The following is a 19,009-nucleotide window of genomic DNA, read 5'->3' as shown; positions in this document are numbered from 1 at the left end:
GTCTTTATACTTTAAACATGAAAGAACCGCCCTTTATTTTGGAGCGGTTCTTTCATGTTCCTGAACTGGGGCTGAACAGATCTGATTCTTCCCTGACTTTTTTGCCCGATAAAGAGCCTTATCAGCTTGTTGAACAAGAGACTTCGCTGATGGTTTGCTTTCGTCGATCCAAGAACAAATTCCACAAGAGACAGTGACGAGCGGTTCTGTCATATGGGCAACTCTCCCCCGAATGGACTCTGCGAGCAATAAGGCTTCTTCATGCATAAATCCCGGCATGTAAATAGCTAGTTCCTCGCCTCCCCACCTAGCAGCCAAACCGTTTATTCCGACTTCCTGCTTCATAACGTCGGAAACTTGTTTAATGACTTCATCTCCTGTCTGGTGTCCAAAAGAATCATTGATTTGTTTAAAGTTATCAATGTCAAATAAAAAGAAACTCCCTTGTTGGTCTAACTCCAGATGACGGATGACGCATTCTTCTAAATGGTTTCTAGAGTGAAGTTTTGTTAAGTAGTCGGTGATAACGGTTTTCTCCAGTTCTTCTCTTAGCATGGCATTGGCAAAAGCAAGTGTTGAATGATGCACAAGTGATTGAAGCAGTTTAAAAGATTCGAAACTAAAGAAGTAGGGTTCTCTATGAAGAACTATTGTAAGACCGTTTAACTGTTCATGATCTATCATTGGAACGGCCATAACCGATTTATAAGGAAAATCAACCTCTGAATGAATCCTTGTACGTAAGTCACCGATAAAAACAGGTTCTTTCTCAACTAAAACAAACTGATCAATTTTCGAGATGACGTCCCGAGATTCACCTGAAAGATTGTTAAAAAAAGCCGTACTGCCTTTTAAGACCGAATACTTATTTGATTGTTGCTGATGAAAGGAAAGAAAACCTACTTCGTCCGCCTTACAAAAATCACTAATCTGTGATGTCATATAAGTAATTTTCTCTGTTAGACGCATATTTGAACTGAGTTTATGGGCGGTTTCGTTAATTAGCTGCAAATCATTAACTAGCTCTCTTGAATGCTGATATAATCTAGCATTTTCTAACGCGTTACCAGCTGTATTTGCAATCTGAACGAACAATTCAATATCTTTCTTCGCGAAAAACAGGTAACTTGGTGCAACAATTTGCAGCACTCCATACACTCCTTGTTTACCCTTAAGAGGTGCATACAAATAAGATTGTTTCTCTTTTGTACGCACTTCAACTTGCCACTCACCTGTCAGATAAGCCCTTGTGCTTGCTCTATTTGAATTACCGCCTTCATAAGACAACTCTCTCACAGGTAAGTCATGACTTGCGTTGTGGTTCTGTGATAACGATAAGTAATAGTGGTACTCAGGGTGTACTTTTCTTAGAGTCGAAATAACTTCTTTAAGTACACCGTCCATATCTATCGAGGAATGTATCTTTGATGTAATATTATATAAAAGCTCGTATTTTTTCTTCTCATCATGAGCCGTATAATAGCTCTCAGCTTTAACTAAGTACTTAGTGACCTCAGAAGCTATGGTTATAAGCTCGCCCCTGCTCCTTCTAGTATATGGACTCTGTTGAAGCATAATATAGCCTAGCCTTCTTGTTTTAGGTCCTAATGGTAATACAAGTGGACGAGCCTTATAACGTGCTATTACATAATGACTGCTAAGGAGGCGGCACGGATCGCCTGTTTCGGTGGTATTTATTCGTTCCGGAAACTTGTGATTTTCACTAGTGGTTGAAACTAGACAATAATCTCCTTCCCCTTCATCTAAAAGGTAGAAAGCAGCAAAATCTGCCTGCAAAAAGTTTTGAATTTCATTTGTTAATTCAGTAACAAAGTTTTGAAAAGATAAAGCCGTCCTCATGAAATACAAATTTAATAAACGTGATTGAATGGATGGTACTCCATTTGTTTCCTTCCCCTGCAGTTTCATTATTATTTCACTCCCACCTTACAGCACATATGTTTAAGCCTATTATACCATTACTTTATACCTTTTTTGTTAAAGTAAGTGTTAAAATTAAACATTTTTATGAAAATAACATAGCTAAAGGTCCCTTATAAAAACATACCTTGACTTATACATAAAAAAAAATTATAATAGCCTTTGTGTAAAATAAACGGCAGCCTATGTGAATCCGGCGCCTGATTTCATTTTGTTCCTCGCCTTATGAGGTGCATCGCGTAACTCTCTGCTGCTGGAGCGATGGTGCATGAAAACAAAATGTGCAGCGTTATGAGGAACACACACTGTTTTTATTTTATGCAAAATAAAATAAAGAGGGGGAAATACCAATGGCACGTTATACAGGATCAACCTGGAAAAAATCACGTCGTTATGGCATTTCTTTAAGTGGAACTGGTAAGGAACTAGACAAACGTCCTTACGCACCTGGACAGCATGGTCCAAATCAACGTAGAAAACAGTCTGAATATGGACTTCAGCTTCAAGAGAAGCAGAAGCTTCGTTTCATGTATGGCCTAACTGAGCGTCAATTCCGTCGCATGTTCGAAGAAGGCGGGAACATGAAAGGGATTCACGGTGAGAACTTCATGATTCTTCTTGAATCTCGTTTAGACAACCTTGTTTACCGTCTTGGTCTAGCTCGTACGCGCCCACAAGCTCGTCAGCTAGTTAACCACGGTCATGTGACTGTTGATGGCGGACGCGTAGATATTCCATCTTACCGCGTAGCACCAGGTCAAGTGATTGGTCTTCGTGAGAAATCACAAAACCTAGATATCGTACAGGAAGCTGTTGAAGTGAACAACTTCGTACCAGAGTATCTTACGTTCGATGCTGACAAGCAAGAAGGTACTTACTCTCGTTACCCTGAGCGTTCTGAACTTCCAGCTGAGATTAACGAAGCTCTTATCGTTGAGTTCTACTCTCGTTAATAGCTCCTTTAAGAAACCACCCTTAACTAGGGTGGTTTTTATTTTGAAAGGTATTGGAAATTATTCCCACCTCAGGTCATTCAAAATTTGGATGACCTGAGGTGGAAGGAAATGGTTATAAGCTAGAAATTCCTCTTCATCCTTAAAGACAAAAAGAGCCTCAGAAAGAGACTCTTTTGTTTTTAAACATATCGAATTAAAAAGTATTTCTTCTTACCTCTGCGGATGATTGTAAATTGATCTTCAATACGATCCGTTTCATTAATTATATGCTTTAAATCCTGATTTCTATCTCCATTTATATAGATCGCTCCATTATTAATATCTTCCCGCGCCTGGCGTTTGGATGAAGAAATGCCAGCTGTAACCAATAGTTCAATTAATGCTGGTTGTTTTTCTTCAGAATGATAGGCGGGTACATCTTTAAAGCCCTGTTCTATCTCATTTCCTGAAAGAGCCTTAATATCTCCGCTAAATAAAGCTTCACTAATTCGTTCAGCTTGTTTTAATGCCTCCTCGTCATGGATAAGGCGAGTCATTTCTTCAGCCAGACGTCGTTGAGCCATCCGTTTTTCTGGCTGGGCCTCCACTTCCTTCTCAAGTTCAGCAATATCTTCGTGACTCAAGAATGTGAAGTACTTCAAGAATTGAATAACATCACGGTCATCCGCATTAATCCAAAACTGGTAAAACTCGTACGGTGTTGTTTTCTCAGGATCTAGCCAAATCGCTCCGCCAGCAGTTTTCCCAAATTTTGAACCATCCGCTTTTGTAATTAACGGCATTGTTAACCCGTAAGCTTCGACTTCTTTCTCTCCAGCTGCTGACCTACGAATGTATTCAAGACCGGCGGTAATATTGCCCCACTGATCACTGCCCCCAATTTGCAGGGTACAACTTTCTTTCGCATTTAACTGTTGGAAATCGAGCGCTTGTAAAATCATATAGCTGAATTCTGTAAAACTTATGCCGCTTTCGATCCGGGACTCCACAGAATCTTTAGCCAGCATGTAATTTATGCCGAAGTGTTTTCCAGTATCCCGCAAGAAATCAATGACTGTCATTTGCGATAGCCACTCATGATTGTTTCTAGCGACAGCAGCATTTTCACCTTCATCAAAATTAAGCAGCTTAGCTAGTTGATTGCTAAGTTTTTCACTGTATCCAAGCACCACTTCAGCCGAATTAAGCTGTCGCTCCGTAGACCGCCCGCTTGGATCTCCTATCATCCCCGTACCGCCACCGACAAGTGCGATTGGACGATGTCCAGCCTCCTGGAATCGTTTCAACAATAACGCTGGTACTAGATGACCGATGTGTAGACTGTCCCCGGTCGGATCAAACCCACAGTACAGTGTCACTTGCTTTTCATTTAAATGCTTTCTTAATCCTTCTTCGTCAGTAATTTGATTAATTAAACCACGCTTTTCTAAATCTGTTAAGATATCCAATCCTGAACACTCCTTAGTTTGCCGAATTTTTAAAACAAAAAAAGACCTCTTCCCCAAAAAAGGGACGAGGTCTTTTCGCGGTACCACCCTTGTTGCACATGACATGCCACTCTCACTGATAACGGTTTATTCAACCGTCTTCTGGTCTTGCCAGAAGATTGCTCCCGACCGTAATTCAAAAGTAAATGTATGCTGACTCCCAGCAACCGTCAGCTCTCTGGATTAGTGATCTACTTTTTACTTCAGCCATTCATCACACGAATATTTTAACTGTATTCCATTATTATCATAACCTGTGCAAAAAGGCAATGATAAATTGCTGTTGAGTTATGTCTCTTAAATAGCGGATGTGTTATAATATAGTTTGGAATTTAGGAGGGTTTTTATATATGGGGAAGAATAAAAAATTTGATTTTAAATCTCTTAAGTCTCTTTGGGAAAAAGGAGTAATTCAAAAAAGTACCCGCATAGGTTATGATGTGACCTGGAATATCATATTATTTTTCATCATTCTTGGTGTAGTTGGACTATTTTTCGCTGGCGGAGTCGGAGCCGGTTACTTCGCATCACTCGTTAAGGACGAGCCTATGAGAAGTGAAGCCGAAATGCGAGAAAGTATTTATAACTACGAGGAAACATCTGAAATTTATTTTGATGATGAAAATTTCTTAGGAAAAATACAGTCAGATCTATACAGAGAAGAAGTGACGCTTGACCAAATGAGTAAACACCTGCGGCATGCCGTTATCGCCACAGAAGATGCTTATTTCAACACACATAACGGTGTCGTACCTAAAGCCGTTATGCGAGCCGTCATGCAAGAAGTAACCAATGCTGCCGTTAAAACCGGTGGTAGTACGTTAACACAGCAGCTTGTTAAAAACCAAATCCTTACAAATGAAGTGTCATTTGAGCGTAAAGCAAAGGAAATGTTAATCGCATTAAGAGTAGAACGCTTTTTTGAAAAAGAAGAAATCTTAGAAGCATACTTAAACATTGTTCCCTTTGGCCGAAATGCGAACGGTCAAAACATAGCAGGTGTTCAAACTGCAGCCGAGGGTATATTCGGCGTGAGTGCAAAGGAATTATCTATTCCTCAAGCCGCTTTTATCGCGGGACTTCCCCAAAGCCCGTTTGCTTATACACCATTTAAAAATAATGGTGAACCAAAAAGCACCGATGCCCTTCAACCTGGAATGAACAGAATGAAGGAAGTTCTTGAAAGGATGTATGAAGCTGAATACATTACGAAAGAACAATATGAGAAGGCACTGGACTTCAATCTAGCAGAAAATCTAGCAGAACCAACTAGTACTTCACTAGAGAAGTATCCATTCTTAACAAATGAGATTCATAGACGCGCAAAAGATATAATTGTCGAGCAATTGGCTAAAGAGAATGGTCACACAATGGAAGATGTGGCGAACGATGAAGCACTGGCGGAAGAGTATAATGTGCTAGCAGAGCGTCGTTTAAGTACTGGCGGATTCAAGATTCATACAACGATAGATCAAGAGATTTTTGACGCTCTTAAGGAAGTGAAGAACAATTACAACCGATACCCTCGGAATAAGACTGTAACAGTACCGGACTCTGAAACAGGGGAACCCGTCCAAACAGTGATTCCTGCACAAGTAGGAAGTACCGTTATTGAAAATTCTACAGGTAAAATTAAGGGCTTTATTGCAGGTCGTGACTTTGAAACCCAACAGCTAAACCACGCTACACAGTCACTTCGTTCTAACGGAAGTACAATGAAACCGTTGGCCGTTTATGGGCCAGGGATCGACATGGGACGTATTCATCCCGGCTCCGTATTTGCAGACGTTCCTTATCAATACAGGGGCACTAGCGATAACGTAGGGAACTACGGTGGAGGATATCATGGACTTGTATCAGCGCGTTACGCGTTAGCGAAGTCTTATAACGTCCCTGCTGTTAAAGGATATATGCGAATCATTGATGAAAATCCAGCTAAAAATTATTTAGAGAAAATGGGCTTCACAACATTCGGTGAAGATGATTATACTAACGCTTCTTTAGCCCTTGGCACAGCTCTTGTGACCAATGAAGAAAACACCAATGCCTATGCCACATTTGGTAATATGGGGAATTTCGTCGATGCGTATATGATCGAAAAAATTGAGACACAAGATGGCGAAACTTTTTATCAGCATGAATCAGAAACAACTGAAGTGTTTAGTCCGCAAGCCGCATATCTCACAATCGATATGCTGCGCGATGTATTAGAATATGGAACGGCAGCCGGATTAAAAGGACAGCTTACGTACCCTGGTGTCGACTGGGCTGGCAAGACAGGTACATCACAAAAGTATAAAGATACATGGTTTGTCGCTACTAACCCTAACGTTACAGTAAGCATGTGGATGGGGTATGATGAAGAAGCAAGTTTACGAGGTGTTTCAAATTATAGTGGAAGAAATACAGCACTGTGGGCTGATGTAGTTAATGCCGTATCGGAAATCCGACCAGAGCTCATGGTTCCAGACAGTGGTTTCCAGCGTCCAGAAGGAATTGTTTCACGTTCCTACTGTGCTACTTCTGGTTTACTAGCCTCTGATTTATGTTCATCCGTAGGGCTCGCGCAAAGCGACCTCTATATTGCGGAATACGCTCCTACAAAAGTTGATGATAGTCTGATTAGCGGTGAGTTTGTTAGAGTGAAGAGTAATTTAGTTACTGCTGGAGCAAATACACCGAATGAATTCATCATTGATGGCGGCGGTGTAACACTAAGTCCTGAATTTATCAAAGAAAACAATTATGACTCGCAATCAACTTTGAACTATTTAATTCCAAACAGAGGGGCATGGAACAATGTTGCTCTCCCTTCATCCGGATCGTTATCCACATCATCGATCGAAAATGATGGGAACAGCCCCGCAGCTCCCGGATCAGTTTCAGCAAACTCATCAGTGATATCCTGGTCTGCCTCTTCTAGTAACGATGTCGTTGGTTATAGAGTGTATAAGGCATCTGAGCCTGGTGGATCATTTACATTAATAGGAAATACGACGGAAACTTCCTTTAACTTCTCTGGCGGTGATGGGATCTATGCCGTACGAGCTGTAGACTACTTCGGCCAATCGTCTGGTAATTCATCAACTGTAAAAGTTGGTAAACCCGGTAAAGCTGACCCAGAACCGAAGCCAGAACCAGAGGAAGATCCTAAACCTAAACCTGAAGAGGAGTCAGAGCCATCCTCAGATTCCGAAGCAGAAACCGAAGAACCCGTCTCAGGGTCCTCTGAGTCAGCAGACCCAGAAAACCCTGAGGCATCTCCAGAAGCTAGCTCGGCTGATGATAACGAAACCCAAGCCGGTAGTGAGGAAAGTTCTAATACTGAAACTGAACAACCAAATGAAGGTAATGCAGGTAACACAGGTAATCAAGACAACGTGAACAATGATGATTCAGAACCAAATGCCGACGAACAGTAATCACTAACTCCAGCCTCTTTTTAGGGGCTGGAGTTTTCTTATCTTTGAACATTTAAAATAACAAACATTCATGTATAATGTGAGTAGATACAGAATTTTCACACTAGGTGGTGATGTAATGAGACATACAAAGACCTATCACTCTGAAACTTTTGATACACAATTTGGACCTCTTATCATCGAGGGGCCTCTGTCATCCGAACAACTGGCTAAATATACATTTGATGAAGGATTGCATGCGTTTCGTCCTCCAGTCAAACAATTTGAAGCATTACAAAGTATTGCTGACTTTGAGGAAGGAAGGATTGTTGTCGCTAGACATAAAGATAATATCATCGGTTACGTTACGTATCTTCACCCAGACCCTTTAGAACGATGGTCTGAAGGCAACATGGAAGATCTTATTGAGCTTGGTGCAATTGAAGTGATCCCACAGTTTCGCGGCTTCCGTGTAGGGTCACGTCTGCTCCAGATTTCAATGATGGATGGATATATGGAGAACTATATCATTATCTCTAATGAGTATTATTGGCATTGGGATCTTAAAGGAACACGTCTTTCGATATGGGATTATCGAAAAGTGATGGAAAAAATGATGTTTGCCGGCGGATTAACCCCCTCCCCAACAGATGACCCCGAAATCATTTCCCATCCGGCAAACTGTTTAATGGTGAGAATCGGTGAAAACGTTCCTGCCTCCTCTATAGATCAGTTCGATCATCTACGGTTTCTCACCCGTCATCAATACCGAAAAGCAAGGGGCGAATAACATGTTAGTTGAAGAGATAATGAATAAAGACGTCATCACACTATCGCCTAACGATGGGATCGAAACGGCATTAAAACTGTTAAATGAACATCACATTCGTCATATTCCAATAGTGGATCAACAAAACTGTGTGGTTGGAATTGTTTCTGATCGAGATGTACGGGATGCTAGTCCTTCAATATTTGATGCTCCTGAACAACCAGGACAGCTTAAAAATCCTATTGAGTCGATTATGACAACACCTGTTACTACCGTCCACCCTCTGGATTTTGTTGAGGAAGTGGCCGGGATCTTTTACGAGCAAGAAATTGCCTGTGTACCTGTTACTAGAAATGATGAACTTGTCGGCATCATTACAGAAAAAGACATGCTTTATACACTAATCCAGCTTACCGGAACAAATGTACAAAGCTCACAAATTGAAGTGAAGGTCATTAATAGACCTGGGATTCTCCCCCAAGTCACGCAAGTTTTCGGAAAACGTAAATTGAATATTAGCTCTGTTTTAATCTATCCTTATAAACCAGATTCAGACTACAAGATTATTGTCATACGAATTCAAACCATGAACCCTCTCCCTACAATAGAAGATTTAAAAGCAGAGGGATATGAAGTTCTATGGCCTCATTTACCGGGGATGTCACCATGATCTGTCATTCAAGCTTTGTATTTTCAGATGATTTTACACGTTATCGCTTCCGAGATGATCATCCGTTTAATCAACAACGCGTGATTTTGACGAAAGATTTACTTGAAAAAGAACAGGCCCTTACAAGCGATGATATTACTCCTCCTCGTTTGGCTACTGATCAAGAGTTAAGACTTGTGCATAATCCTAAATACATTGATGCAGTCAAGCGTGGCGGTGAAGGGTTGCTTACGGAAAGTGAAGGTCTTGAATATGGAATCGGGACAGAAGACACTCCGATGTTTACGGGGATGCATGAAGCCTCTTCACTACTTGTTGGAAGCACACTCGCCGCCATTGATTCTGTTTTACAAGGAAAAGTAAAACATTCATTGAATTTAGGTGGTGGGCTTCATCATGGCTTCGAACGGAAAGCGTCCGGATTTTGTATTTATAATGACGGAGCTGTAGGAATTAAATACATTCGTGAGCATACTGATTACAAGGTTTTATATGTGGATACGGATGCTCACCATGGCGACGGGGTCCAATGGGCTTTTTATGACGACCCGAATGTATGTACCTTCTCCATTCATGAAACCGGACGTTACTTATTTCCGGGGACAGGTAATGTGAATGAAAGAGGCCTGAAGGAAGGATATGGATATTCCTTTAACTTGCCTATCGATGCTTTTACTGAAGATGAATCATTTATACACCTATATGAATACGCTTTCAGGCAAATTGTCGAGTACTTTAAACCAGATATCATTATTACCCAAAATGGGGCAGATGCCCACTTTCTTGATCCATTAACACACCTTTGTTCGACAATGAAATTGTACGAAAGAATTCCGATGATCGCACATCAACTCGCTCATGAATACTGTGAAGGAAGATGGGTAGCTCTCGGTGGGGGCGGCTATGATATTTGGCGTGTTGTGCCGAGAGCATGGGCACAAGTTTGGAAGATCATGTCAACAGGGACACCTTTTGAAGGTCCTTTATCTTCATCATGGAGAAACTACTGGCAGCCTAAGTCACCAGTTAGACTTCCAACGAATTGGAATGACCCTGAAGGTTCCTATCAAGACATACCTAGAAAACAAGAGATTACTGAAAAAAATCTAAAAGTATTAGAAAAATCCATGCAGTTTATTTATAATCAAAAAAAGTATAATTCATCTTCATAAAAAGGAGACCTTTTCCCAGGTCTCCTTTTTATGAGGGGGATTTAGGATCAATAATCACAATTTCAACTCTACGGTTTTTACTCCAATTCTCTGGTGAATTATTTGATACAATAGGACGAGTATCAGCATAAGCCACAGCACTAAAACGGCTTTGCCCAAGTCCTTCTATTGTTGAAGTTAAGTACCGAATCACACTGCTTGCACGTGCTCCTGAGAGTTCCCAATTTGAAGGATATTTAAAGGTGGAAATGGGCCGATTATCCGTATGTCCTTCCACCTTCACATAGTTTGGTATATTAGTAAGCAATGTCCCTACTTTACTAAGAAAAGGTTTACCAGATTCGAGGATTGCCGCTTCACCAGTCTCAAATAACAATTGTTCCTGTAAGACCAGCACTACGCCAAGATCAGTTCTCATGGCTGAAATGGTGTTCTGAAGCTGATTGGTTTCAAGATATTGATTTACCTCTTTAAAAAGCTCATCCAAGTCGGATGGTTCAGCCATATTCTGAGGTTTATCAACAGGCTCTTCAAATTCATTATTCATTTCACCATTTTCTTGCATTTTTGCATGCTCTGCAGGATAGTTACTTTCGACAGGAGAGGGTTGAAAATCAAAGACCATTCTATTGCGAAACGATTCAGCAATAGAATCAAATTTGACTAAATTGATTTGCGACATCGAAAACAATAGGATAAAAAACACAAGAATAAGTGTGATCATGTCCGCATATGTTGTCATCCACCTTGGGGAACCTTTATTCTCTACCTTTTTTCGTTGTCTAAACTTCATTTGCTGTACCCTGTAATCCGCTTCCCTCTGAATCTACAGGTGCTTCAGATACCCTTTTATCTTCTTCTGATAGAAAAGCACTTAATTTCTCCTCAAGAATTCTAGGGTTTTGACCTGATTGAACACCTATGACACCTTCAATAATCAATTGCTTTATGAAAATTTCCTGTTCTGTTTTATTCGCAAGCTTCCCAGCCATAGGAATAAAGACAAGATTGGAAAGCAGTGTACCATAAAGAGTGGTCAAAAGGGCAACGGCCATTTTCGGGCCCAAAGTTTCAGGGCTGCTTAATGTCTGCAGCATTAGAACAAGCCCAATTAATGTGCCAATCATTCCCCACGCTGGGGCATACTCCCCGCTTTTTCAATAATTGTTCTTCCCCTTTGATGTCGTTCTTCAACAGCAACAATCTCTGCAGTCATAATGTCGTTAATAACTTCCGGCTCCACACCGTCTACAGCAAGGAAGACCCCCTTTCTTATAAAGGGGTCGTCCACTTCTTCAAGTTCTGTTTCAAGCGCAAGCAAACCTTCTCTTCGTGCACGTTCTGAAAATCGAACGAATAACTGGATCAGCTCAAGTAAGTTCATATCACGTTGCTTGAACGATTCCTTTAAGACACGAAAAGTCAGTTTAATCTCAGCTAAGTTAAAATTAACCATAAGGGCAGCAAAAAGTCCGCCAACGACAATTAAAATAGATGCGGCATCAGCAAAGGTGGCGATTCCGTCCATACCTGCGCTCGACATGATCCCAAACATAACCATGACAATACCGAGGGTGATACCAATTGGAGTCAACAAATCCCGCTTGTTCATTCATCTCTCTCCCCGATTTTTCAAATACCATTTAGTATTTATATCGGCATTATTTTGATTGTGTTGAGTTTCTCTCAATAATTCTGTGAGGTAGCGTGACATTTTGCTCTTCTACTTCTTCTTTATTCATAAACTTCGTAAGTAAACGCATGGCTACAGCACCAATATCATACATGGGTTGTACAACAGTAGACAATGTAGGCCGAACCATTGTCGCAAGACGCGTATTGTCGAAGCCGAACACTTCTATATCCTCTGGAACCTTTAGCCCTTGGTCTTGTGCACCATGAATTACACCCAAAGCCATTTCATCAGCTGCAACAAAAACGGCACTTGGCTTTTCAGGCAACTCCCAAAGCTGTTCAAATGCTTCGATTCCGGAATCATAAGAATAATCCCCGGTGATAATCAGTTCTTCACTAACGTTTTGATTATGGTCGCTTAATGCCCGCTTATATCCTTCTAGCTTCTGATTATTTATTTCTGTGTTTTCAGCACCTGACACATAAGCAACCCGTTCATTATTATGCGAGAGTAGTAACTCTACAGCTTCATAAGCCGCTTGCTCATAATTAATATTAACTGCTGGCGTTTCTCCTGTCTCATCAACAGTAGCTGCAAGGGCTATAGGCACAGACGCATTTTTAAACTCACGCACGTGATCATCGGTAATTTTCCCTCCCATAAATACAAGACCATCCACTTGTTTGCCAAGCATCGCATTAATTAAATGAAGTTCCTTATCTTTATTCTGATCGGAGTTACTTAGAATAATATTGTAATTGTACATCGTTGCGATATCTTCAATTCCTCGTGCTAATTCGGCAAAGAAGATACTTGAAATATCCGGGATGATAACGCCTACTGTGGTCGTTTTTTTACTAGCTAGCCCTCGTGCTACGGCGTTTGGCCGGTAACCAAGGCGTTCAATCGCATCGTTCACCTTTTTCCTTGTGGCAGGCTTTACATTTGGATTTCCATTTACTACTCGTGACACCGTTGCCATCGAGACATTAGCTTCTCTTGCTACATCATATATTGTTACATTCATATTACTTCCTCCTCCGTCGATTACAACTAAAGCACTTACTCATAAAATTATCATACGATAGTTGATCATCTTCCGCAATGTTCGCGGGAACTGTTGATAGTTCTAGGTTACCCTAACTATTATAACGGATAACATGATAACAAAAAATAAGTCAGGCTGGAAATTCAGCCTGACTTATATAAGAGACAGAAAAAATTCATAAATTATTGCGTTTTGCTTCACTCAATGTCATGTCGTCCACCTTTATTAGGTTCTCTTCAATTGATTTTGCAAAACGGGATATTCTAATATTCAGAACTTTTTAAGCTCATCCATAAATGATTCAAAGGTTGGAATATCCATCTGCTGTGCGGAATCTGACAATGCTACAGCCGGGTCTGGATGAACTTCTGCCATAACTCCATCTGCTCCAATAGCAAGCGCTGCTTTTGCTGCTGGTAAAAGAAGATCTCTTCTCCCTGTTGAATGGGTGACATCAACCATTACCGGCAGATGGGTTTCCTGTTTCAAAATAGGGACACTAGAAATATCGAGTGTATTTCTAGTGGCCTTCTCATATGTTCTAATTCCACGTTCACATAGAATAATATTACCGTTCCCTCTGGAAATAATATATTCTGCAGCATTGATGAATTCTGAAATCGTTGCCGACATGCCACGTTTTAAGAGGACAGGCTTATTCACTGATCCTGCTTCCTTCAACAATTCAAAGTTTTGCATGTTTCTCGCTCCGATTTGAATCACATCAAGGTAGTCGACTGCCTGTTCAATATCAGCCGGATTAACAATTTCGCTTATTACTGCTAAATCATGTTCGTCAGCAGCCTGCTTTAATATTTGTAAACCTTCTATTCCTAAGCCCTGGAAGTCATAAGGCGAAGTTCTCGGCTTAAATGCCCCACCTCTTAAAAGCTTCAGACCCTGCTTTTTAACAGCTTCGGCAACGGTCGACACTTGCTCGTAGCTTTCTACTGCACATGGTCCCATAATAAAGTGGCGGTTGCCGTCACCGATCTTTTCCCCTTTTATATCAATGACCGTGTCTTCAGGTTTTTTCTTACGAGAAACTAATAACGCTTTTCTATGATCATCCTGTTGAAGCTCAAGACCGGCTTTAAAGATCTCCTTAAACAAATGAATAACCGTCGAATCCTCAAAAGGTCCATCATTATGCTGCGATATTTGATCAAACATGACTCTTTCCCGTACTGGATCAAATCTGTTCATTCCTTGTTTTTCTTTGATTTGACCAATATCCTTTACCAGTTCACCGCGTTTGTTTATTAAATTCAAAAGCTGCAAGTTTACCTCTTCCAGCTGACTACGTAACTGGTCCAATTGCTGGTTACTCATGATTAGTCCCCCTATGATTGTTTAGTTTCCTGTAAATGAAATTAATTCTTTAGATAATTAGGGTTAATTATAGCGAATTTTATGAAAGTTGTCACCCTTAGAAAGGGCTTTCATTAAGAATTAGTTAAAAAGATTTCTTTTATTGCCTAAAATAAGTCAATAGTATAGAACATAAGCGCAATTGCCCCACAGATACGTAAGGAGAAGTTCGACTAAGTTCAGAACGTCCTATGGCCCGCAGTCAATTAACTAGCCTTTCGTGTCTGTCTGTGTGCTTTGCACTGTTACGACAAACTCATGTAGTCTAATATTTTTAATTTCCCAACCTAGCACTAAGGAAGGTCATCCCCTGCATATTCAACGGCTTTAGATAACGAAGCATTTGTGATGTTCTGATGGCTTTCATGCCAACCTACAGATTTACCATTAAATAACAACGCTTGTGGAGACTCGTGTTTAACAGCAAAGTCTTGAACAATTGTATTACTTAACTTTCTAGCATCTTGTACATGAATCATATAACAAGGGATTACAGATTCTTGACTGTATTTTTCAAATTCCTCTTTTGCTGAAGCACTGATTGGACAGGTTAAACTATGTTTGAACAAAAAGAATTTTTCACTATTTTCAATAACATCGTCAAATTGCTCTTTTGTTTCGATAAGTTTAATCTCCATAAACTATCTCTCCTTCTTGTAAGTTCCAATTGATGTTCGACTGAGTTCAGAAGTTACAGGCTGTTAAAAAGTCTACACATCCATCAAAAAGAGCAGAGGCCATAAAGCCCCCGCTCGCTTTTGTTACTTAATATTGGAAGAAGTTGTTGAGTCCTGTTGTTTCTCTAATTCCTGTGCTGCTTCTTCAATTGCCTCAGCTACTTCCTGTGCTGCTTTTTCCGCTTCTTCATCTTCGCTATTGCGTCCATTCTTCACTTTATCCTGTAATGATTTAGTAGAATCCTTCACCTTAGAGCCCAACTCTTGTGATTTCTCTGATACGTTTTTGGAGAACTGTGAAGAAGACTCAACAGCACGGTCTTTCCATTCGCCACTTTTTTCGTAGGCTACATCCTTCCATTCACCTGCACGCTCTCTCCAATCACTTGAACTTTCCCCAATGTTCGTCCGCAGCTCTCTACCTGATTTAGGGGCGAATAATAGGGCAACGATTGCCCCTACAAGTCCTCCAATTAGTGAGCCAAGGACAAAATCTCTCCCGTTTGTGTTCAACTTTTCATTTGTTTGATTATTCTCTGTACTCATTATTGCTCTCCTCCTGTTTTATTTAAGATCTTCTTTCTTTGTCTTCTTCCAAAGGTTAATAGCTACTTGACCCCACTTCATAGCCTGTGCAGCCGAATCAGTATTGTTATTAGCTGATGTTGTCAGACCTTTTGAAAAAGTTCGTAAAGATTGGTTGAAATCTTGAACAGAATCACCAATTCCCTTAACCCCATCGACTAAAGTGTTCAGTTTTTGAGATTTCTCTCCGACATCTTCAGCTAACTTGTTCGTTTTGTTTAATAAAGCCGTTGTCTCTAATGTAATGCCTTCCATTTGCTTCTCAACGCCTTCCAACGTATCGGCTACATTGTTCATAGTCCGACGTACGGCTATTAAGGTTCTAGCAACGAAAATGACTAGAACTGCAAATGCTACCGCTGCGATCAACGCAGCAATATATAACATAATAATCATCGCCTTTACGCACACTCCTTCACATATGTATTCACTACAGTTTAGTAATTACCCAATTCAGGTAAATTATAAACGTGCAGTATGCATTTAATGGTTATATTCGAGATCTTTTTACTAAATCCCTCTAAATTTTGACGAATTTAACCATTAATTTTTTCACAAAAGAAAACTGTGCGGACAATCCTGCTGCCCGCACATAATAAATTGGTTACTCATTACTTTCTTCATAAGCTCTTTGAAACTTCTGAATATCCCCTGCACCCATGAATAGTAAAATACCATTTTCAAACTCAGCTAGTTGATCGGTCTCATCAACGTTAAGAATATGGGCGTCAGGGACGAGCCTTTGTAAATGTTCGATCGTCAATTTCCCGTTATTCTCCCGTGCAGAGCCGAAAATATCGCACAAGAATACATGATCTGCCAATTTTAAACTTTCGGCAAACTCATTAAGGAATGTCTTAGTCCGTGTAAACGTATGTGGCTGGAAAATTGCTACAACAGGTCTCCCCGAATACTTTTTCCTCGCTGAATCAATAGTAGCTGCTATCTCAATAGGGTGATGGGCATAATCATCTACGAGGATTTGATCCTTCCAATTCTTTTCCGTAAACCTGCGTTTCACTCCATTGAATGTAGAAAGCTTACTAATTTGCTCTGCTGACATCCCTTCATATTGACATATCGCTATAACACTCAAGGCATTTAATACCGTGTGGTTGCCAAATTGCGGGATCGTAAATGTTGCATAGAATGTGTTTCGTACAAACACATCAAACGTTGTTCCCTGCCCGTCTTCCTTAATATTTTGAGCTTGAAAATCGTTCGAGTCTGCCAAGCCATAGTACAATACAGGAACATTTGCTTGAATGTGTTGAAGATGTTCGTCATCCCCGCAAGCAATGATCCCTTTTTTTACTTGCTTCGCCATTTGTTGGAAGGCTTGAAACACATCATCGATACTCGTAAAGTAATCCGGATGGTCAAAGTCAATGTTTGTCATAATCGCGTAATCAGGGGCATACTCTAAGAAATGTCTACGGTACTCACATGCTTCAAAAGCGAAATATTGACTGTCCCCATGCCCTTTCCCAGTGCCATCTCCGATTAAGTACGAAGTGGGGTAATTTTCGGAAAGAACATGTGACAGTAACCCTGTCGTCGATGTTTTCCCATGTGCACCCGTTACAGCAATACTTGTGTATTTCTCAAGCCATTCACCTAAGAATTCATGGTACCAGTAGAAAGGTAATCCCAGTTGTTTGGCTGCAATAACCTCCTCATGATCCTCACTAAAAGCATTACCTGCTATAATTGTTAATCCTTCTTCTATATTATCTTTAGTAAAAGGGAAAATGGGGATTTCTTTCGCTTCAAGGACTTCTTGAGTGAAAAAACTTTTTTCAACATCTGAGCCTTGAACGTTTTCACCAGAATCATGCAAAATTTGTGCAAGTGCACTCATTCCTGTTCCTTTAATACCAATAAAATGGTAAGTTGTCATAAACAAGAACCTCCAAAGTAAAGTAAATCACTATTGTATAGTGTATGTAATTCATATTAGCTTGCGAATCTTTGGCTCGTTCATACTCACTATGTAAAAGCAATCACGGCAAAGAGCATTCATTCATTTTACCACGTCTCCACATAGAGAAAAAGCTTCTAACGTCATGAAGATTTACTGCATTTGAGAATTATACAGATGAATGGGAAAACTTTCGTCTAGTCTCGATCCATATATGATCATGAAAAGAACTTATTGATTGCCGATAAAATCGACAAGTTTAAGGCGCGGATTGGGATTGTAACGTCTGCCATCTTTTGCCTCAGGCTTACCATCGATTAAGACATTATCTCCTGTGAAGCCTATACCTATCTTTAACAGACTTCCCCCAACACCGTACATGTCTACAGGTACACTTAGTTCTTCAAATGCCCGTATTCTTTCCTCAGTAAAGCCACCAGTAACGACAATTTTCACATGGTGATAGCCTTCATTGTCAAGGGCCTTCCGAAGGGCAAATACAAGTTCAGGATTTACTCCGCGCGGGTCAAAGGTGCCCATTAAATGCTGGTTTCTTAAAAAATATTTATCAACCAGGTTCCGGGATGTATCGAGCCGTACGCTTATTAGGTCCTCCCCAAATTCACGTGCTACTTTCAGGGAATCGGTTATGACGTCATTATTATAGTCAACAAGAGCCATTAGTTTATCATTAGGAAATTGGCTTTGATAAGCTTTAGAGGCTGCAACAACATCGCCCTTAAACATTTGGATCAGGGCATGCGGCATCGTACCCATCCCCTCTTTCCCCCACCATTCATTCATTGCGTGAGTGGCTTGGGCTGTTGAACCACCAATGAACGCTGAATATCCATCACCTGCCTGTTGCGTGAAGTGATCATCTCGATCCCCCATGAATATAACCGGTTTTTGCTTGCCAGATGTGCGGGCCGCATTAACAACGTTATATACATTTGTCGCAACAGATGTTCTTCTGGCCAGGATTCCATCAATAATTCCTTCTAAGAAACCAAAATATTGATAAGGTCCTGTGATCGTCATGACCGTTTCATACGGACTTATCTTGTCGCCATCCTTTAAAGAATGTATATCCAGTTTTTCCGGGTGATCAGAAAATGTGTGGATGAGGGCAATCGCTTCATCTGTTCCACACAGGACTGCATTATGTTCCTTTTGAAAAAACTGCATCGTTACAACATTATCTGCTAAATGTTGTTCAACAATTTCTTTCGTTTTCAAAAAATAAACGGCTGAAAACCATCCTTCAGCTACACGTTCATCGAATTTAAATGTTTTATTAGTCAGACGAGAAATTTCACCTTTTAGTTTACTCTCAATTTCTTTCATCACTTTACTCCTTAAACAGTTAAGATCG

15 protein-coding genes, 1 pseudogene and 1 other annotated feature are annotated in these 19,009 nt (G+C 40.4%); of the genes and pseudogenes, 5 read left to right on the top strand and 11 right to left on the bottom strand.

Features of this window, described 5'->3' with window-relative positions; all coding sequences use genetic code 11:
- Positions 1 to 33: 33 nt before the first annotated feature.
- Positions 34 to 1,929 carry a sensor domain-containing diguanylate cyclase gene (locus MUO15_RS20575; protein ID WP_245032333.1) on the bottom strand — a complete coding sequence of 632 codons (1,896 nt, stop codon included), beginning with the start codon at positions 1,927 to 1,929 and terminating at the stop codon, positions 34 to 36.
- 362 nt (positions 1,930 to 2,291) lie between these two features.
- Here MUO15_RS20575 and rpsD point away from each other — a divergent pair, with 362 nt between their 5' ends.
- Positions 2,292 to 2,894 carry a 30S ribosomal protein S4 gene (gene rpsD, locus MUO15_RS20570; protein WP_245032331.1) on the top strand — a complete coding sequence of 201 codons (603 nt, stop codon included), beginning with the start codon at positions 2,292 to 2,294 and terminating at the stop codon, positions 2,892 to 2,894.
- Between the two features lie 182 nt (positions 2,895 to 3,076).
- On the opposite strand, the gene tyrS is transcribed toward rpsD, so the two are convergent.
- A complete protein-coding gene (gene tyrS, locus MUO15_RS20565) occupies positions 3,077 to 4,345 on the bottom strand; it encodes a tyrosine--tRNA ligase (protein ID WP_245032329.1) in 1,269 nt (422 codons plus the stop codon).
- Between the two features lie 57 nt (positions 4,346 to 4,402).
- Positions 4,403 to 4,608: a binding site (T-box leader), on the bottom strand.
- A 126-nt stretch (positions 4,609 to 4,734) separates the two neighbouring features.
- Between tyrS and MUO15_RS20560 the strand changes: the two genes are divergently transcribed.
- The 4 genes from MUO15_RS20560 to MUO15_RS20545 all read left to right on the top strand — a co-directional run bounded on the left by MUO15_RS20560 (position 4,735) and on the right by MUO15_RS20545 (position 10,396).
- Complete coding sequence (locus MUO15_RS20560) at positions 4,735 to 7,806, top strand: transglycosylase domain-containing protein (protein ID WP_245032327.1); 3,072 nt, start codon at positions 4,735 to 4,737, stop codon at positions 7,804 to 7,806.
- Between the two features lie 118 nt (positions 7,807 to 7,924).
- Positions 7,925 to 8,575, top strand: coding sequence for a GNAT family N-acetyltransferase (locus MUO15_RS20555; RefSeq protein WP_245032325.1), 651 nt, complete (start codon positions 7,925 to 7,927; stop codon positions 8,573 to 8,575).
- A gap of 1 nt (position 8,576) precedes the next feature.
- On the top strand, positions 8,577 to 9,224 hold the full coding sequence (locus MUO15_RS20550; protein WP_245032323.1) for an acetoin utilization AcuB family protein: 648 nt from the start codon (positions 8,577 to 8,579) through the stop codon (positions 9,222 to 9,224).
- Positions 9,221 to 10,396, top strand: coding sequence for an acetoin utilization protein AcuC (locus MUO15_RS20545; RefSeq protein WP_245036119.1), 1,176 nt, complete (start codon positions 9,221 to 9,223; stop codon positions 10,394 to 10,396). The genes MUO15_RS20550 and MUO15_RS20545 overlap by 4 nt, the downstream gene beginning before the upstream one ends.
- Before the next feature lie 28 nt (positions 10,397 to 10,424).
- Here MUO15_RS20545 and motS read toward each other — a convergent pair whose 3' ends face one another.
- The 9 genes and pseudogenes from motS to MUO15_RS20500 form a co-directional block, all read right to left on the bottom strand.
- Positions 10,425 to 11,189 carry a flagellar motor protein MotS gene (motS, locus tag MUO15_RS20540; RefSeq protein ID WP_245032321.1) on the bottom strand — a complete coding sequence of 255 codons (765 nt, stop codon included), beginning with the start codon at positions 11,187 to 11,189 and terminating at the stop codon, positions 10,425 to 10,427.
- Positions 11,179 to 12,008, bottom strand: a pseudogene (gene motP / locus MUO15_RS20535) (flagellar motor protein MotP). Before motP ends, motS begins: the two are co-directional and overlap by 11 nt.
- 49 nt (positions 12,009 to 12,057) lie before the next feature.
- On the bottom strand, positions 12,058 to 13,059 hold the full coding sequence (ccpA, locus tag MUO15_RS20530; RefSeq protein ID WP_245032319.1) for a catabolite control protein A: 1,002 nt from the start codon (positions 13,057 to 13,059) through the stop codon (positions 12,058 to 12,060).
- A 291-nt stretch (positions 13,060 to 13,350) separates the two neighbouring features.
- A complete protein-coding gene (locus MUO15_RS20525) occupies positions 13,351 to 14,412 on the bottom strand; it encodes a bifunctional 3-deoxy-7-phosphoheptulonate synthase/chorismate mutase (protein WP_245032317.1) in 1,062 nt (353 codons plus the stop codon).
- Between the two features lie 332 nt (positions 14,413 to 14,744).
- Positions 14,745 to 15,089, bottom strand: coding sequence for a bacillithiol system redox-active protein YtxJ (gene ytxJ / locus MUO15_RS20520; protein WP_245032315.1), 345 nt, complete (start codon positions 15,087 to 15,089; stop codon positions 14,745 to 14,747).
- Between the two features lie 123 nt (positions 15,090 to 15,212).
- A complete protein-coding gene (locus MUO15_RS20515) occupies positions 15,213 to 15,674 on the bottom strand; it encodes a YtxH domain-containing protein (protein ID WP_245032313.1) in 462 nt (153 codons plus the stop codon).
- Between the two features lie 18 nt (positions 15,675 to 15,692).
- On the bottom strand, positions 15,693 to 16,109 hold the full coding sequence (locus tag MUO15_RS20510; RefSeq protein WP_245032311.1) for a DUF948 domain-containing protein: 417 nt from the start codon (positions 16,107 to 16,109) through the stop codon (positions 15,693 to 15,695).
- Between the two features lie 208 nt (positions 16,110 to 16,317).
- Positions 16,318 to 17,613, bottom strand: a complete 1,296-nt coding sequence (murC, locus tag MUO15_RS20505) for a UDP-N-acetylmuramate--L-alanine ligase (protein WP_245032309.1) — start codon at positions 17,611 to 17,613, stop codon at positions 16,318 to 16,320.
- A gap of 252 nt (positions 17,614 to 17,865) precedes the next feature.
- A complete protein-coding gene (locus MUO15_RS20500; RefSeq protein WP_245032307.1) occupies positions 17,866 to 18,981 on the bottom strand; it encodes a nicotinate phosphoribosyltransferase in 1,116 nt (371 codons plus the stop codon).
- Between the last annotated feature and the right edge of the window lie 28 nt (positions 18,982 to 19,009).

This window comes from Halobacillus amylolyticus (assembly GCF_022921115.1).
In the GTDB taxonomy this organism is placed as follows: domain Bacteria; phylum Bacillota; class Bacilli; order Bacillales; family Halobacillaceae; genus Halobacillus_A; species Halobacillus_A amylolyticus.
Note: the sequence above shows the minus strand (reverse complement) of the source record. Positions and strands in the feature narration are given on the sequence as shown.

Coding starts and splice junctions, on each gene's coding strand:
- MUO15_RS20500 (WP_245032307.1), bottom strand. CDS start 18,981: ATGAAAGAAATTGAGAGTAAACTAAAAGGTGAAATTTCTCGTCTGACT.
- murC (WP_245032309.1), bottom strand. CDS start 17,613: ATGACAACTTACCATTTTATTGGTATTAAAGGAACAGGAATGAGTGCA.
- MUO15_RS20545 (WP_245036119.1), top strand. CDS start 9,221: ATGATCTGTCATTCAAGCTTTGTATTTTCAGATGATTTTACACGTTAT.
- MUO15_RS20525 (WP_245032317.1), bottom strand. CDS start 14,412: ATGAGTAACCAGCAATTGGACCAGTTACGTAGTCAGCTGGAAGAGGTA.
- ccpA (WP_245032319.1), bottom strand. CDS start 13,059: ATGAATGTAACAATATATGATGTAGCAAGAGAAGCTAATGTCTCGATG.
- MUO15_RS20515 (WP_245032313.1), bottom strand. CDS start 15,674: ATGAGTACAGAGAATAATCAAACAAATGAAAAGTTGAACACAAACGGG.
- MUO15_RS20550 (WP_245032323.1), top strand. CDS start 8,577: ATGTTAGTTGAAGAGATAATGAATAAAGACGTCATCACACTATCGCCT.
- MUO15_RS20575 (WP_245032333.1), bottom strand. CDS start 1,929: ATGAAACTGCAGGGGAAGGAAACAAATGGAGTACCATCCATTCAATCA.
- MUO15_RS20555 (WP_245032325.1), top strand. CDS start 7,925: ATGAGACATACAAAGACCTATCACTCTGAAACTTTTGATACACAATTT.
- ytxJ (WP_245032315.1), bottom strand. CDS start 15,089: ATGGAGATTAAACTTATCGAAACAAAAGAGCAATTTGACGATGTTATT.
- rpsD (WP_245032331.1), top strand. CDS start 2,292: ATGGCACGTTATACAGGATCAACCTGGAAAAAATCACGTCGTTATGGC.
- MUO15_RS20510 (WP_245032311.1), bottom strand. CDS start 16,109: ATGATTATTATGTTATATATTGCTGCGTTGATCGCAGCGGTAGCATTT.
- motS (WP_245032321.1), bottom strand. CDS start 11,189: ATGAAGTTTAGACAACGAAAAAAGGTAGAGAATAAAGGTTCCCCAAGG.
- MUO15_RS20560 (WP_245032327.1), top strand. CDS start 4,735: ATGGGGAAGAATAAAAAATTTGATTTTAAATCTCTTAAGTCTCTTTGG.